At 64.7% G+C, this 14,060-nt stretch carries 16 protein-coding genes, 1 other RNA gene and 1 pseudogene; 4 read left to right on the forward strand and 14 right to left on the reverse strand.

All coding sequences use genetic code 11. The annotated features are described in order from the left end of the window. Position 1: 1 nt before the first annotated feature. From NP_RS02800 to cbiT, 5 genes and pseudogenes are all read right to left on the reverse strand, one after another. Positions 2-829, reverse strand: coding sequence for a precorrin-3B C(17)-methyltransferase (locus NP_RS02800; protein WP_049939445.1), 828 nt, complete (start codon positions 827-829; stop codon positions 2-4). A gap of 143 nt (positions 830-972) precedes the next feature. Next, positions 973-1,938, reverse strand: a complete 966-nt coding sequence (gene cbiG / locus NP_RS02805) for a cobalt-precorrin 5A hydrolase (protein ID WP_011322286.1) — start codon at positions 1,936-1,938, stop codon at positions 973-975. Then, positions 1,931-2,812, reverse strand: a complete 882-nt coding sequence (locus tag NP_RS02810) for a cobalt-precorrin-4/precorrin-4 C(11)-methyltransferase (protein WP_011322287.1) — start codon at positions 2,810-2,812, stop codon at positions 1,931-1,933. Before NP_RS02810 ends, cbiG begins: the two co-directional genes overlap by 8 nt. After that, positions 2,808-3,503, reverse strand: a pseudogene (locus tag NP_RS02815) (cobalt-factor II C(20)-methyltransferase); the annotation flags it as partial. The pseudogene NP_RS02815 and the gene NP_RS02810, both read right to left, overlap by 5 nt. Beyond that, entirely contained in the window at positions 3,500-4,039 is a 540-nt protein-coding gene (gene cbiT, locus NP_RS02820; protein WP_011322289.1) for a precorrin-6Y C5,15-methyltransferase (decarboxylating) subunit CbiT, read from the reverse strand. The gene cbiT and the pseudogene NP_RS02815, both read right to left, overlap by 4 nt. Before the next feature lie 145 nt (positions 4,040-4,184). On the opposite strand from cbiT, the gene NP_RS02825 reads away from it, so the two are divergent. Beyond that, positions 4,185-5,336, forward strand: coding sequence for an SPFH domain-containing protein (locus NP_RS02825; protein ID WP_049939447.1), 1,152 nt, complete (start codon positions 4,185-4,187; stop codon positions 5,334-5,336). 46 nt (positions 5,337-5,382) lie between these two features. After that, positions 5,383-5,991 carry a winged helix-turn-helix transcriptional regulator gene (locus NP_RS02830; protein WP_011322291.1) on the forward strand — a complete coding sequence of 203 codons (609 nt, stop codon included), beginning with the start codon at positions 5,383-5,385 and terminating at the stop codon, positions 5,989-5,991. On the opposite strand, the gene NP_RS02835 is transcribed toward NP_RS02830, so the two are convergent. The 4 genes from NP_RS02835 to NP_RS02850 form a co-directional block, all read right to left on the reverse strand. Beyond that, entirely contained in the window at positions 5,976-6,230 is a 255-nt protein-coding gene (locus NP_RS02835) for a DUF7123 family protein (protein WP_011322292.1), read from the reverse strand. The genes NP_RS02830 and NP_RS02835 overlap by 16 nt on opposite strands. A gap of 140 nt (positions 6,231-6,370) precedes the next feature. Further along, entirely contained in the window at positions 6,371-6,763 is a 393-nt protein-coding gene (locus tag NP_RS02840) for a TRAM domain-containing protein (protein WP_011322293.1), read from the reverse strand. Positions 6,764-6,802: 39 nt separating this feature from the next. Then, positions 6,803-7,483, reverse strand: coding sequence for a YkgJ family cysteine cluster protein (locus tag NP_RS02845; RefSeq protein WP_011322294.1), 681 nt, complete (start codon positions 7,481-7,483; stop codon positions 6,803-6,805). 124 nt (positions 7,484-7,607) lie between these two features. Beyond that, the gene (locus NP_RS02850) at positions 7,608-8,381 is read right to left on the reverse strand and encodes an MBL fold metallo-hydrolase (protein ID WP_011322295.1); all 774 of its coding nucleotides are present in this window, start codon (positions 8,379-8,381) and stop codon (positions 7,608-7,610) included. A 72-nt stretch (positions 8,382-8,453) separates the two neighbouring features. On the opposite strand from NP_RS02850, the gene rnpB reads away from it, so the two are divergent. After that, positions 8,454-8,824: RNase P RNA component (gene rnpB, locus NP_RS13240), an RNA gene on the forward strand. Between the two features lie 28 nt (positions 8,825-8,852). Here rnpB and NP_RS02855 read toward each other — a convergent pair. From NP_RS02855 to NP_RS02865, 3 genes are all read right to left on the reverse strand, one after another. Continuing rightward, positions 8,853-9,236, reverse strand: a complete 384-nt coding sequence (locus NP_RS02855; protein ID WP_158303752.1) for a hypothetical protein — start codon at positions 9,234-9,236, stop codon at positions 8,853-8,855. A gap of 84 nt (positions 9,237-9,320) precedes the next feature. Beyond that, on the reverse strand, positions 9,321-10,445 hold the full coding sequence (locus NP_RS02860) for an aminopeptidase (protein ID WP_011322297.1): 1,125 nt from the start codon (positions 10,443-10,445) through the stop codon (positions 9,321-9,323). A 24-nt stretch (positions 10,446-10,469) separates the two neighbouring features. Beyond that, entirely contained in the window at positions 10,470-11,222 is a 753-nt protein-coding gene (locus NP_RS02865; RefSeq protein WP_011322298.1) for an HFX_2341 family transcriptional regulator domain-containing protein, read from the reverse strand. Between the two features lie 109 nt (positions 11,223-11,331). Here NP_RS02865 and NP_RS02870 point away from each other — a divergent pair, with 109 nt between their 5' ends. Next, complete coding sequence (locus NP_RS02870; protein ID WP_011322299.1) at positions 11,332-11,676, forward strand: ArsR/SmtB family transcription factor; 345 nt, start codon at positions 11,332-11,334, stop codon at positions 11,674-11,676. Here the strand turns inward: NP_RS02870 and NP_RS02875 are convergent. Both NP_RS02875 and NP_RS02880 read right to left on the reverse strand, forming a co-directional pair. Further along, positions 11,673-13,427, reverse strand: coding sequence for a nitrite/sulfite reductase (locus NP_RS02875; RefSeq protein ID WP_011322300.1), 1,755 nt, complete (start codon positions 13,425-13,427; stop codon positions 11,673-11,675). The genes NP_RS02870 and NP_RS02875 overlap by 4 nt on opposite strands. Positions 13,428-13,513: 86 nt before the next feature. Next, positions 13,514-13,855, reverse strand: coding sequence for a hypothetical protein (locus tag NP_RS02880; RefSeq protein ID WP_011322301.1), 342 nt, complete (start codon positions 13,853-13,855; stop codon positions 13,514-13,516). Positions 13,856-14,060 lie beyond the last annotated feature (205 nt).

Below are 14,060 nucleotides of genomic sequence, written 5' to 3' on the forward strand. Positions count from 1 at the left end.
TTCAGAAATCTTCGACCTCGCGGCCGCCGCGTGGCGTCACGAGGTACGTTTCGTAGTCGTTTTCCCATTCGTGGCTCTCGTGGGTTCCCACGAGAATCGAGGTGCCCATGCCGCCGACCTTCTCGTCGTGGTCGGTCGCCGCTCCGAGCGTGGTGATGGTGTGTGTCTCGTCGTCTACGTTCCGGCCGGCCTCGCCGCGGCCGGCGTCGTTGAAAATGGCGACCGGCACGTCGTCGGCCCGCTCTTCGCGGATGACTTCGATGGCGCGTTCGTAATCGCGCCAGCAGTTGTACAGCACGATGACAAAGCCGGCGATTGCCGCCGCGCGGAGCTTTTCTTCGATTTCGTCCCAGCCGCGCCACTTGTCGGACAGCGAGACGGTACAGAAGTCGTTCGAAAGCGGCGCACCGAGGTTCGCCGCCCCGCCCAGCGCCGCCGTCACGCCCGGAACGACCTCAATCGGGATGTCGTCGGCGTCCTCCTCGTCGGCCATCAGGAAGACCAGGTCGCTCTTGCCGTAGACGTTGGGGTCGCCGCCGGAAACGTGGGCGACGTCCTCACCGTTTCGGACGCGCTCGAAGGCCTCCCGAGCGAGTTCGACCTGCCGTCCCATCGACGACCGGACGATTTCCTGTTCGGTGCCGTTCGGCCGGGTAGCCGTCCCGCCGTCGGTTTCAGCTTCAGGGGGTAACGTGCCGTCCCGCCGCAGGAACTCCTGATAGAGGTTCGAGGCGATGACACAGTCCGCAGTCTGGATGACATCCCGCGCCCGCTGTGTCATCGCGTGTGGGAGCCCGGGGCCGATGCCGACGATGTACAGTGTCCCCATCGACTCGCCGTCCGACGCCGTCACGGTTGTCCTCCGCCGGTCCGTGGCGGACCGTTCGCGTAATCGTCCGTCTGTTCCATGTCGTCGGACATAGGCCGCGGCACAATAACAATTGTGCTTGTTGTATCTAAAGTCGATTTGTACTACTTCCCGATGGCGACCGTCACGGCCTCGTCGAACCGCTCTTTCTCCCGGAGCAGTTCGTGGTCGCGGCCGCCCGCTATCGCCGACGCCTCAGCGATGCCGGGCCAGCCGATGAGCTCCTTGGCCCGGGACGGCGACGGCCCCTCGTGGTCTAAGAGCGTCTCCTTGTCGAAGCACACGACGCCGACGCCGATTTCCTCGGCGGCCTCGTAGAGCCCCGCTTCGCCTTCCTTGCGGGTTGCCGTGGCGACGAACTCGACATCCGAGATGTCGTGTTCCGTCTCGCCGAGCGCAGCCTCCCATGCGTCGAGGACCTGCTCTTTTCGGACGCCGTCGACGGTTCCGGTTCCGAGGACGACGCCGTCGTCGCTGTTGCGCTTGAGGACCGTCACATCGTCGCCGACGAGCACCGCCCGCGGGCCGTCGAGCCGCTCGACCGGCCCGAGTTCGTCGTTGAGAACCGCGAGATTCGTCGCCACTGTCGAGTCGCCGTTGACGACGTGTGAGTCGAGCGCCTTCGCCTTCGACTCGACGCCTTGCTTGCCGGCGGCCTCCGAGGCGGTCGTCATCGCCGGAACCGCACCCAGCTTCGAGAGGTCGTGTGCGACCTGGTTTGCGCCGTGGTGGCCGCCGGTCAACGGGATGGCCCACGTCAGCTCCTCGTCGATGACGACGACGGCCGGGTCCTCCCACTTGTCGTCGAGCAGCCCGGCGGTCTTCCGCATCGCGATGCCGGAGGCCATGAGGCCGACAAAGCAGTCGTAGTCGCCCCAGTTGTCGGCGAAGACCTCGCCGTGGTAATCAAGAATGTCGATGCGCTCGTAGTCGTCGCTCAGTTCCGCTCGAATCTCTTCGGCGACGGGTCGTTTTCGCTCGAAGCTGACGATGCCGATCTCCTCGGCGACCTCGCCGTCGGAGTCGGGCGTCGAACAACTGCCGCCGTCGCTGTCGTTGGTATCACTCATTGGTGTCGTCGGTGTCGCTTTCGGTTTCGCCCCGCTTTGCCCACCCGCCGTACAGATACGACCGCTCGTAGCCGGCCCCGGCCGCCGCGTCGCCGATGAGTACCAGCGCCGAGGCGCGGTAGCCGGCCGCCTCGACCTTCTCGCCGATGTCGCCGATGGTTCCTTCGATGATGTCCTCGTCCGGCCACGAGGCGTGATAGACGACCGAGACCGGTGTCTCGGGGTCGGCTCCTTCCTCGACGAGCCGCTCCATCGTCTCGGCGACCGCGTGCGTACCGAGATAGACGCAGGCGGTCACGTCGCCCATTTCGACGAACTCCGCCAGATGGTCGTCTTCCGGGTCGAGTGTCTTTCCCTGCGGCCTGGTGAAGACGACGTGGTTTGCCGTCTCGTTGAGCGTCAACTGCGTTCGCAGCGTCGCGCTGGCCGCGAAGGCCGCGGTCACGCCCGGCACAATGTAGGTGGGGACGCCTTCGTGTTCGAGGGCGTCCATCTGTTCCAGTGCCGCCCCGTAGATGGCGGGGTCGCCGCTGTGGAGCCGGACGACCGACCGCCCGTCCTCGTAGGCATCGCGCATCAGCGGCACCAGCTCTTCGAGGTCCTTGCCGACGCTGTTTACGAGCTCGGCGTCGTCACAGTACGCCTCCAGTAGCTCGCTGTTGACCAGCGAGCCGGCGTGAACGACGAGGTCGGCCGATTCGACGGCTTCCTTGCCCGCGACGGTCAACAGTCGGGGATTGCCCGGCCCGGCACCGATGAAGGGAATCCCCTCTTGGCTGTCGCCAGCGACGTGTTCGTAGACGCGCTCGTCGCGCTCGTGGGCGTGTTTTTTCCGCTCGGCGTCGATGGCTGCCTGCGGGTCGGTCTCAGTCATCCGACACCCCCTCGAAGGCCGCTGTCACCGGCTCTTCGAGCGCCTCCGGTCGTTCGGCGTAGGCGACGGTGTAGTAGTCGCGCTCGGCCAGCGCTGCCGGGTCGTCAGTGATGACACTCTCGTGGCCGTCCATGAAGAGCCGCCGGCCGTACGTGACCTCATACCCTGCCTCCCGGAGCTTCTCGTGTGTCGTGGGCACGTCGGTCACTTTGAACAACACCAGCCGGTCGGGGCCGACCGGTGCCGCGCCGCCGTCGGCCTCCCGGAGCGCGAGCTCGGAGCCGGCGGTGATTTCGACATCGAGCGCCGTCGCAAAGGCCGTCACCGTCGAGACGCCGGGAACGACCTCGACATCGACTGCCGGATGGAAAGCATCGAGGGTCCGGCGCAGATGGCCGAACGTCGAGTAGACGTTCGGGTCCCCGAGCGTGACGAACGCGGCTGTTCCGTCGGTCGCAACTGGTGCGACCGCCTCGGCGGCCGCCTTCCATGCGCGGCGAAGCTTTTCTTCGTCCCGCGTCATCGGGAAGTCGAGGTCGCCCAGCTGACTCTCGTCGACGTATTCCGTAGCGACGTTCCGGGAGAGCCGCCCCGGCGTGTAGACGACATCCGCCGATTCGAGCACCTCCCGCCCGCGGACGGTTATCAGGCCGGCGTTGCCCGGTCCGAGCCCGACGCCGTACAGCGTCATTGTGCGCCTCCAACGATGACGTAGACCGGGTTGTCAGATTCGAAGCTGGTCGCGCCGGCGAGTTCGTAGCCGGTCGAGACCTGCAGTTGGATAACCTCCTCGAAGAGGTCCCGCTCCCGGAACGCCCGGACGGCGTCGCCGGCGACCTCCAGCCGTGACACGTTCATCACGATTCGGTCGATGCCGTTTTCGGCGGCGAAATCGAGCACCGCCCCGTAGTTCCTGGAGCCGCCGAGAAACAGCGCGTCAGCATCCGTGGGTAATCCGTTGGGAGCCTCCGCCTGCCGGAGGTCGACATCCTCGATGCCGTTTGCGTCGAGGTTTTTCGCTGCCGTCTCGATGCGGGTTTCCTTCCGTTCGACCGCGGTCACCGTCCCGGCCTGCCGGGCGGCCTCGATGGTAACCGCGCCGGTACAGGCCCCGACCTCGGCGAAGTGGTCTTCGGGTGTAAGGTTGAGCTTCCCGAGCGTCACCGACCGGACCTCCGGCTTTGTCGGCCCGGCTTTCGCATCGTGCGGAAGCGCCGTGCGTGTCATGGAACAGGCTAACCGTAGCTGCCGACAAAACAATTTTGGTTGTGCTAGGGAAAATCTGATTTATTAAGCTCGCCCGTTCCCGGACAGTCAAAACCGATGTTGGGCTTGCCGAACGCTTATGCCCGCGTCGGCCGAATACAATGGTATGCTTACGCCCCTCCAGATTGGTGAGACGGTCATCCCCGTCGTCGCCCTTCTGTTGCTCGTCGTGGCGGTCGTCGCAGTGTATCAGGCCGTCGAAATCGTCGATGCCTACGAGAAGCGGGCGTTGACGGTTTTCGGCGAGTACCGGCGGCTGCTCGAACCGGGTATCAACTTCGTCCCGCCGTTCGTCTCCCGGACGTACACCTTCGATATGCGAACCCAGACGCTCGATGTCCCGCGGCAGGAAGCGATTACCCGCGACAACTCGCCGGTGACCGCCGACGCCGTCGTCTACATCAAAGTCATGGACGCAAAGAAGGCCTTCCTCGAAGTTGACAACTACAAGAAGGCCGTCTCAAACCTCGCCCAGACGACGCTCCGTGCCGTGCTCGGCGACATGGAACTGGACGATACGCTGAACAAGCGGCAGGAAATCAACGCCAAAATCCGCAAGGAACTCGACGAACCGACCGACGAGTGGGGTATCCGCGTCGAATCCGTCGAGGTCCGCGAGGTCAACCCCTCGAAGGATGTCCAGCAGGCCATGGAGCAGCAGACCTCCGCCGAGCGGAAGCGGCGTGCGATGATTCTCGAAGCGCAGGGTGAACGGCGCTCCGCCATCGAGAAGGCCGAAGGTGACAAGCAGTCCAACATCATCCGCGCACAGGGTGAAAAGCAAAGCCAGATTCTGGAAGCCCAAGGTGACGCCATCGGGACCGTGCTGCGCGCAAAGTCCGCCGAGGCAATGGGCGAACGGGCGGTCATCGAGCGCGGCATGGAGACGCTCGAAGAAATCGGCAAGGGCGAATCGACGACCTTCGTCCTCCCACAGGAGCTTACGTCCCTGCTGTCCCGCTACGGCAAGCACCTCACCGGCAGCGATGCCGCCGACCAGTCCCAACTGCTCGAGGGACTCGAATTCGACGACGAGGCGCGCGAACTGCTCGGCCTTGACAACATCGAGGAAATCCTCGGCCAGATAGACGAGGAAGCCGAGGTGGACCCAAAAGAGATGGAAGCAGAGGCGCAGGCGATAAAGAGCGGTGAGGACCCGGCCAACATCAAAGACCCCGACGAGGTCATCGCCGAGATGGACGAAGAGATGCCCGAAGGCGGTCTCGACGACGCTGACCTCGAACGCGAATCGAACTAACCGCGGTTGCGAAGCTGTTTTATTATCACCTCACTAACTGCGACCAATGACCGATGGGGGTATCGACGAGGGCAAGCGCGCGACGCTCAAGCGCTTTGCCGCCCTCGGCGCGACGACGCCGCTCGTCCGGCTCTCGGCTGACGACGGCGGCGAAAACGAGACCAGAGACGCCATCGTCGGCTATCTGGCGACGACCCCCGGCGCGCACTTTTCGAAGCTCCGTGATGACCTCCAGTTGGGAACCGGTGAGACCCAGCACCATCTCCGGACGCTCGAAGAGGACGGCACCATCGAACACCGGAAGGACGGCGAGTACAAGCGGTACTTCCCGGCGGGCCGCTTCTCGGAGCACGAACAGCGAGCGCTGGGGTATCTCCGCCGTGAGACGCCCCGCCGGATGCTCATCGAACTGCTTTCGGACCCCCAGATTTCCGGTAGCGATATCGCCGACGCTCTCGGTGTCTCACGGTCGACGGTCTCAAAATACGCTGCAGAACTGGAGGCTGCGGGCCTTCTCGACCGCGAGGACGGATACACCGTCCGACAGCCGGAGACGCTCGTCGCGCTGGTCGTCCGATACGCCGACTCCTTCGGGCCGGCAGCGGTCGCCTTCGCCGACACTGTCGACGAGTACGTCAGCTACGACCCGCCATAGACGTCTACCTTCCACGTCGTCCCCGAGGAGTAGCCCCACTTTTCGACGCTAACGTCGACATCGCTTTCCTGGATGGCGGTCATGTTCGCGCCGACTTCCTTTGCGGACATGTCGAGCGCGTCGCCGATGAGCCGCGATTTGAAATACGTCTTCGTCTGGCCCTTCTCTCGGAGGTAGGTGAGGATACGTCGCTGCTTTCGGGTGAGGTCAGCCGTCGCCGCTGCCGCAGTCGCGCTCATAGTAACTCCTTCGACAGCGACCCCAAAAGGGCGTTTGGTACGGTCGGTCAACACACCGCTTGCGTGCGGTTTTACTAACGTTTTTCCACCATTGCTCACAGCTTCCATGCGGTGTTGGTACGGGTTGGAAACGCCCGGCGTTATTCGATGATTTCGCCGACAGCGAAGTTCGATTTCACCTCGGAGACCTCTATCTTGACCCGCTCGCCGACCTCCGCGTCGGGGACGATGATGACGTAGCCGCGTTCGACGCGGGCGATACCGTCGCCCTGCTTGCCAAGGTCCTCGATTTCGACGTATCTGATTTCGCCTTCTTCGACCGGCGGCTGGGGTTCGTCGCTCGGGGCCGCGGACGCCCCGCCCGTTTCTGTCTGGGCGGCTTCCGCACCGCTGATGAGCGCGACGCGATAGGTGTCGCCGGCCTCGATAGCTCCGGTATCGACCTCGCGGCGCGGCACCTCGACAACGTATTTGTCCTCGGTCTCCTCGACCTCGGCGCTGAACAGACACAAGAGTTTCTCGGAGATTTCCATAGACGTTCGGTTACGCTATGTGAGACAAGCCTATAGAAGCTATCGTCTGTCGAGGGGGGTCCCATCGGGTCGCTTCGACCCCTCGGAATCGTGGACGACCGCACCGTCGGCATCCGGGCGCGGCTCGTAGCGCTCCCGGAGTTCGATTGCTTCCTCCAGGTCCCGTATCGACCGCTCTTTGAGCGTCTCAGCCAGCTCCTCAGCGGTTTCCCGGTCGATGTCGCGGCCGAGTCCCTCACACTCGTGGGCGCGGACGAGCCCTTCGCGGTCGACCGCCTCCCCCATCGGCTCGCCGGTGCCACCCAGTGCGAGACTGAACGGGTAGGTCTGACAGACGAGCGGCCGGTCTTCGTGGACTGTACACGCTCCGGTTCCGTCGTCGGCCTCCTCGTAGAAGGTACAGTCGCCGCAGGCGTCGGTCTGCAACGCCCACTCGAAGGTCTCACCGGTCCCGTCCTCGTCGAGTCCGTAGGGCATCGGGCGAGCCACGTCCCGCCAGTCGTAGCTCGTCTCGAAGCGCTCATCAGCGGCCGCCTGCAGTTGTCGGACCTCGTCCGGAAACACGGTGGCGGTGTGAGGCTCGGTCCCTGCTTCGTCGTCGATTGCCGTACAGCAGCCGCCACAACGGGTACACTCGAAGCCGATAGACTCGATGGCGTCGGCCAGTTCGTCGACCGACAGCGACTCGGCGCGGCCGAGGGCGGCTTCGAGGCTCTCCATGTCCACCCGTTCGGTTCAGCGCGGTTAACCGCAGCGGTGCCGGACGGCGGGACGGGCTTTGTCCCCGCCGTGAAAAAGAGGCTGAACGGGTGCCAGACTGCGATAGCACGGCTCCCGAGCCGGCCTAGCCGGCCGGGTCGGCGTGTGCGCCGTCCCACGTTATGTGTCCCTCGTGGGCCAGTTTGTCGAGGTGTGCTCGAACCGTCTGCCCCGCAAGGTCGCGGACGCCGTCGAGGTCCTTTTCGTAGGCCGTATCCAGTATCGATGCCACCGTTCGGCTACCGTCTTCGACGGCCGCCAACACGCGGCGCTCGCGGTCGCGACGATGGTTGATGAGCCGCTCACAGACCTTCCGTGGCTCATCGATGACCGGTCCGTGGGCCGGGTAGAGCCGCTCGGGGTCCATCGCCCATACCCGGCGGAGCGATGTCAGGTAGGCGCGCATATCGCCTTCGGGTGCGCCGACGACAACGCTGCCCGCCGCGACCGCGAGGTCACCGACGACGAGCGCGCCAGCGGCATCGAAAGCGACATGCTCGGGCGCGTGTCCCGGCGTTTCCCGGACGATGACGTTGCTGCGGCCCGCCGGTACCTCCGTTCCGTCCCGGAACGTCCGGTCGGGGCGGATACCCGTTGCCGCCTCGAAGCCGTCGCCACGGCCATACCGACACCACACGGTCGCGTCGGCAATCCGGGCGTACTCCGAAACCGCCCCGACGTGGTCCGGATGGTGGTGGGTGACCGCGATATGTTCGACGCGGTCGAGCACCTGTTCGATTCGGGTGTCGGGTGCCGGCGGGTCGACAAGCAGCGCTTCCTCCCGGCCGATACAGTAGGCGGCGGTTTCGCCGCTGGGCGCCCGGGTCGGCACGGCGACCGGTAGCCGTTCGATGTGCATGTGTGTCTCTCTGGCCGCCGGCGGCTAAACACCACCGAGTCACTTAACCGGGGGAACCGACTAGTTAGAACTGGCAGAGGAAGCCCGGTCCCCGTGGGCGCGCTTTGTGCGCCCATGAGGAAAGTCCCCCCACCCTCCGGGCAGGTGACCGGACGCAAGTCCGGAGCGGGAGACCGCTGGCACTGGAACAGAAACGAGACCCCTTCCGCCGAGCAATGAGGCGTGCGACCCGACCCGCGAGGGAAGGAAGCTAACCCGCCGAGCGCGCGTCGCCGTACGGCGACGCCCGGGCGAGCGGCATCAGCCGCGAGCCGACGCGGAAGAAGGGATGGAACGGCGAATCCTCACCGGTGCAAGCCCGTCGCAACATGGTAGCCCGGAGACGCGACGGGCGCTCAGCCGAATGCCGGGTCAAAACAGAAGGGGGCTTACTCTCCTCAGCCGTGTTTTCTCCGCGAGCCGCCGGCTCGGTCAGTTGAGCTCCCGGCTTCCGGGAATGACTTCGTCAACGGAGCTATCGACGAACGCCGCGTACTCGGCGGCCAGTTGGCTCGTCGAAACCATCGCGGTCAGCACCCGGTCCTCTGTCCGGTTTGAGAACGCCTCGGCCGCCTCGAACTGGCTGCCGACGACCTCGTGGGCCGGGTCGACATCGGCTCCGGTCGTCTCGTCGACCGTAGCCAGCGGTAGCTCCGCCGCCGCCTGCACCGCCCGAAAGCTCTCGCGGTTGAGTGTCGACCCAGTCGAGACGAGGTTGAACGCCGCCCGACTGAGCCGCTTCTGTGCCGTCGTCGCCTCGGGGAGCGGCGAGAGGTCGCCGCCGGGGAAGAACTGACGCATGCTAGTATCTATCACGGCAAAGCAGCCTGACAGTAATAAACATTCGGAAGAAATCACCGAAACGGTGTTCGACAATAGTTGTTCGTTGCTTGCTGCCGTTCAATCCGGCCGCTTAGCCGCCTCGAAGCCGTCTTCAAAGTAAAACACGCCGTTCCGCTGGACGACGTCGCCGTCGACCTCGATGCGGGAGGCTTCCGAGAGGTCGGTAATCAGGTCGACGTGAACCGCCGAGTCGTTGCCGGACTCGCCGTCCGGCAGGTTCGCATCGTACGCCCGTCCCAGCGCCAGATGCGCCGTCTCACCCATCTTCTCGTCGAAGAGGATGTTGTCGGTGACGCGGTCGATGCCGCGGTTCATCCCGATACCGAGTTCGCCCAGTCGGCGTGCCCCCGCATCCGTCTCAAGTACCGACTCGATGACTGATTCTCCCTGTGCGGCCTCGTAATCGACGACTTCCCCCGCCTCGAAGACGAGCCGAACGTCACGGACCCGGCGGTCGGATATCGTCATCGGGACGTCGAAGAATACTTCGCCGTCGGCGTCGGCGGGGGCGGTAAAGACCTCCCCCGACGGCAGGTTGTGTGAATCGTAGGCGACCGATGCCGCGGAGTTGACCGCCGTTCGGTCGGCTATCGACAGTTGGATGTCGGTCCGCGGCTGGTCGTCTCGCTCTTTGACGATGCGGACCCGCTCGCCGTCGTCGAGCAGCGCTTTGACAGTCGCCATCCGCTCGGCGAGCGCTTCCCAGTCTCGGAGTACGGCGTTGTAGACGAACTCCTGATACGCCTCGTAGGCCATGCCGGCCTGCTGGGCGAGGCTCCGGGTCGGATGGACCGTCGAGACCCAGTCAGTGTCCATCCGCGCGTCGCGAATATTGGCCCGGGCACGGGAGTAGGCCTGTCGCGTCTCGCTTTCGACATCGGCTGTCGCGGCGGTGTTCCGTCCGCCGCCGAGCCGGAGATACACGTCGGCCGCCGAAAGCAGCGCCGCCTCGTGGTCGCCGGCCTCGAAGTCGCCGTCGTGGGCTTGGAGGTACGCCCGCTGAAGCTCCGCGGAGCCGTACGTCGTCACGACGTTCGCGCCGACCTCGCCGAGGCGTTCGGCGACGGCGACAGCCAGTTCGTGTGCGTCCTCGGCGACGCTGATGACGACATCATCGCCGGGGTCGACCCGTGCGCTCCAGTCGACGAGCACCGCCGCGTGCTCCCGTACGCGTTCGTCCATGTAACCGCTATGTGGCGTCGGCGCTCAAAGCTTGTGTCGGAACGCCCGCAGCGCGTTCTCGCCGGTGTCGGTTAGCGACACCTGTTTCGTCCGGCCGACCGGCTCGATGTGAACGTAGCCGTTCGCCGAGAGCGGCTCCAGAATCCGGTTGTTCAGCAGCGCGAACTTCGCCTTATCGTTTGCCGGCTCCGAGCGGGTGAGGAAATCCAGCTGCTCGTCTTCGGCGAACTCGATGAGGTCGCTTTTCTTCGGCGTATAGGTCTCGCTGTCGCGTCTGTCGATGTAGTCGAGGACCCGCACCTGGTCTTCGGTCGGGGTCTCCAGCGGATACGAGGGGAGCTGTTCGGCGAACTGCATCCCCTCGGTGCGCGGCTGTTCGTCGAGTGGGTGGGCTCGCGTCTCCGGGTGGACGTGGTAGCCGCTTGCGTCGGTCGCCATACACGCCAGCGCCGCCCCGACTGTCGAGAGCTTCGGGCCGCTGGAGACGTTGACACGGACGATGTCGCCGTCGTGGCCGTGGACAATGGTTGTCACCTCGCCGAGCACGTCGTACATGTCATCGAGGTCGACCTCGCGGGAGCGGACGGTCATTCCTCTGTCTGTCAACTCAGTCACCAGTCGGTCGTGATACGACAGCTCCGTCCGCTCCCGCTCGCGGAGCAGATACAGCGTGTCAGCCCCGTATTCGAGCGCCGGGCGCTTGATGCGGTCGTACTCGTAGCCGACCGGCGCGACGTGGACCTCTTGGACGGGTCGGAGTTCGGTTTCCGAGCGCATAGATAGTATAGACTGTATTGATAGTACTGATACTATAATTGTATCTATTGTACCGATAGTATCTCGGTAAAAACGAATAGAAACTCCCTCGAATAATGGATTGCAAGCCATGTGCGTCAATGAACTGGTCCCCACCGAACTCGACGCCGACAGCGACCGTGACCTCGAAACCGTTACTATCGACGACGGTGACGTACTTGAGGCGCTCTCCTCAGAGACCGCCCGGCGCGTGCTGCAGGCCCTCGACTCGGGGCCGGCCCCCGCCTCAGCGGTCGCCGAGACGGCCGGCGTCTCGATTCAGGTCGCGGCATACCACCTCGACCGGCTCGAAACCGCCGGGCTCGTCCGGACTGTCGCGACAAGCTACTCCGAAAAAGGACAGCCGATGGATATCTACGGACTGACGACGGACTCGTTCGTCGTCGAGCTATCGGGCGGTGACAGCCCGCGCTAGTCGTCAGCCGGCGACGGGGCCGGGGAGGCGTCCATCTCCGTCTCCTCGGCGTACGGATACCACGTCATCTTCGTGTTCTCGAGGTACGGGTCCTCGTAGGAGGTCTCCTCCGGCTCCGCGAGGCCGCCCAACTCGTCTTCGCCGTGGCGGGCAATGAACTCCCGGAACGACTCGTCGCCCTCCCGTTCGGCTTCGTAGACGGCAAGGAGGTTCTGGATGTAGCCGGGCACTTCGTCGGCGGCCACGCGCATCTCGACCCAGTCGGCAAACTGCGGGTTCTCGCCGAGGCCGCCGCCGAGCCCGATGTCGAAGGCCTCGACCGGCTCGCCGTCCTTGCGGGTTTTCATACCGCGCAGGGAGATGTCGGCAATCTGCGGCTGGGCACAGGAGGCCGTACAGCCCGACAGATGGATGTGGAACTCGGAGACGCCCTCGGGGACATCGACGTTGTCCTTCAGCCAGCGGGCATAGCGGACCATTCGGTTTTTCGTCTCGACGATGGACAGCGAGCAGAACTCGGTGCCCGTACAGGCGATAGACCCGCGCAGGAAGGGATGGGGGTCCGGCGAGTGGTACTCCAGCAGGTCCTCCTCGAGGAATGCATCGAGGTCCTCCTCGGCGATGTCGGCGACGACGATGTTCTGTCGCTGTGTGAGGCCGATGAGCTCCGAGCCGTATTCGTCGGCGAGGTCGGCCAGTTCGATGACCTCTTGTGCTCCCATTCGGCCGACAAGCACCGAGAGACCGACGAAGTAGTTGCCGTCCGTCTGCTCGTGGACACCGACGTAGTCGCCGACCTCGTCGTTCCGTCCGGCGTTGTAGCTGTACTGCTCGCGGAGGTCCTCGCCGGCCGTCTTCAGCTCGAAGTCGACGTAGTCTTCCTGCAGCACGCGCCGGAGCTTCTCGGTCCCCCACTCGTCGACGAGGAACTTGATGCGGGCGTTGAAGCGGTCCTCACGGTCGCCGTGGTCGCGGAACAGCGCCGAAATCCCGCCGGCAACGTCGGCGACCTCCCCGGGGGTGACAAAGACGTCAATATCGCGCGCAAAGCGCGGCTCCTTCCGGGAGAGGCCGCCGCCGACGCGGATGTTGAACCCTTTCGTCTCCGTGCCGTCGATTTCCTTGACAGCGGGCTCGAAGCCGAGGTCGTTGATTTCGGCCTGTCCCGACCCACGGGTGTCGCCCGTGACAGCGACCTTCCACTTGCGAGGGAGGTTGGAGTGGTCGTCGTTGCCCTTGAACGTCTCGTTGAGCTCCTTGATAACCGGCCACGCGTTGATGTGCTCTTTGGCGTCCCGGCCGGTCATCGGCGAGCCGACGATGTTCCGCCACGAGTCGCCACAGGCCTGCATCGTCGAGAGGCCGTTCGCCTCCAGCTTGTCGAAGATTTCGGGGACGTCCTGCAGCTGAATCCAGTGGAGCTGAATCGCCTGTCTCGTCGTCCAGTCACAGTATGCCCCGCCGAATTCGGGGTTGTCGACGGGTCCGCGGGCGTACTCGTCGGCGATTTCGCCGACGACCCGAAGCTGGTCGGGTGTCAGCCGACCGTTCGGCGTCCCGATACGCATCATGAAGTAGCTCTCTTGGCCCTTCCGCTGGTGGTACAGCCCCCACCATTTGAACCGCTCGAACCACGCGTCACGTTCGTCCTCGGGGATGGCGCTCCAGCCCTCCTCGGCGAATTCGAAGAGGTGGTCACGGATTTCCGTTCCGTAGACCTCGTCTTTCCAGGCTTCGACCTTGCTCGGCATATCCATTTCCAATACGCCCACCCATATACGACGCCCTCTGTCGTCAATCCTCCCCGTGTCTCGCTACTCCCGGAGATAGTTGCTGACTATTCGGACGCGTCGGCGAGTCGCTGCCGGCGGCGGGGGATGTGGACGCTTTCGGTATCGACCGGGGAGAACGTTCCCTCCTCGGGGTCGACGACGCGGCCGAGCGTCAGCCAGTCGGTGACGCCGCTCTCGCCGCAGGCAATACACTGGCCGGCGATGCGCCCTTCGACGTTCGGGTAGTCGACGCCGATTTCAACGAAGCCCTCTGCCAGAAAGTCGGCCATTGCACAGTCGCAGAACTCGTGTCTGGCGAGCCACCAGAGGTCGCTGACGTTTACCTCCCGGGAGTCGTTGACGCTCAGCCACGCACCGTCGTCGAGTTGGTGTACCGAGGTCGGCATACGGGTACCACGCCCCCTGTCGGCCTAAGGCCGTCGGCCCTCGCAGTGGTTGCCGTCCGTCAGCGAACGCGGTGACGCCGTCTACGACTCGAACCCAACGAGGGCTCCCGAATATCTGCCTATACGGCCGTCAGAGAAACCGGAAGCAGCGGCCGGGACCGGAGAGCAGGGGAAATGGTTACGGGTGCGGAGCGGCTTAAGATAC

The organism is Natronomonas pharaonis DSM 2160, from assembly GCF_000026045.1.
Classification (GTDB): domain Archaea; phylum Halobacteriota; class Halobacteria; order Halobacteriales; family Haloarculaceae; genus Natronomonas; species Natronomonas pharaonis.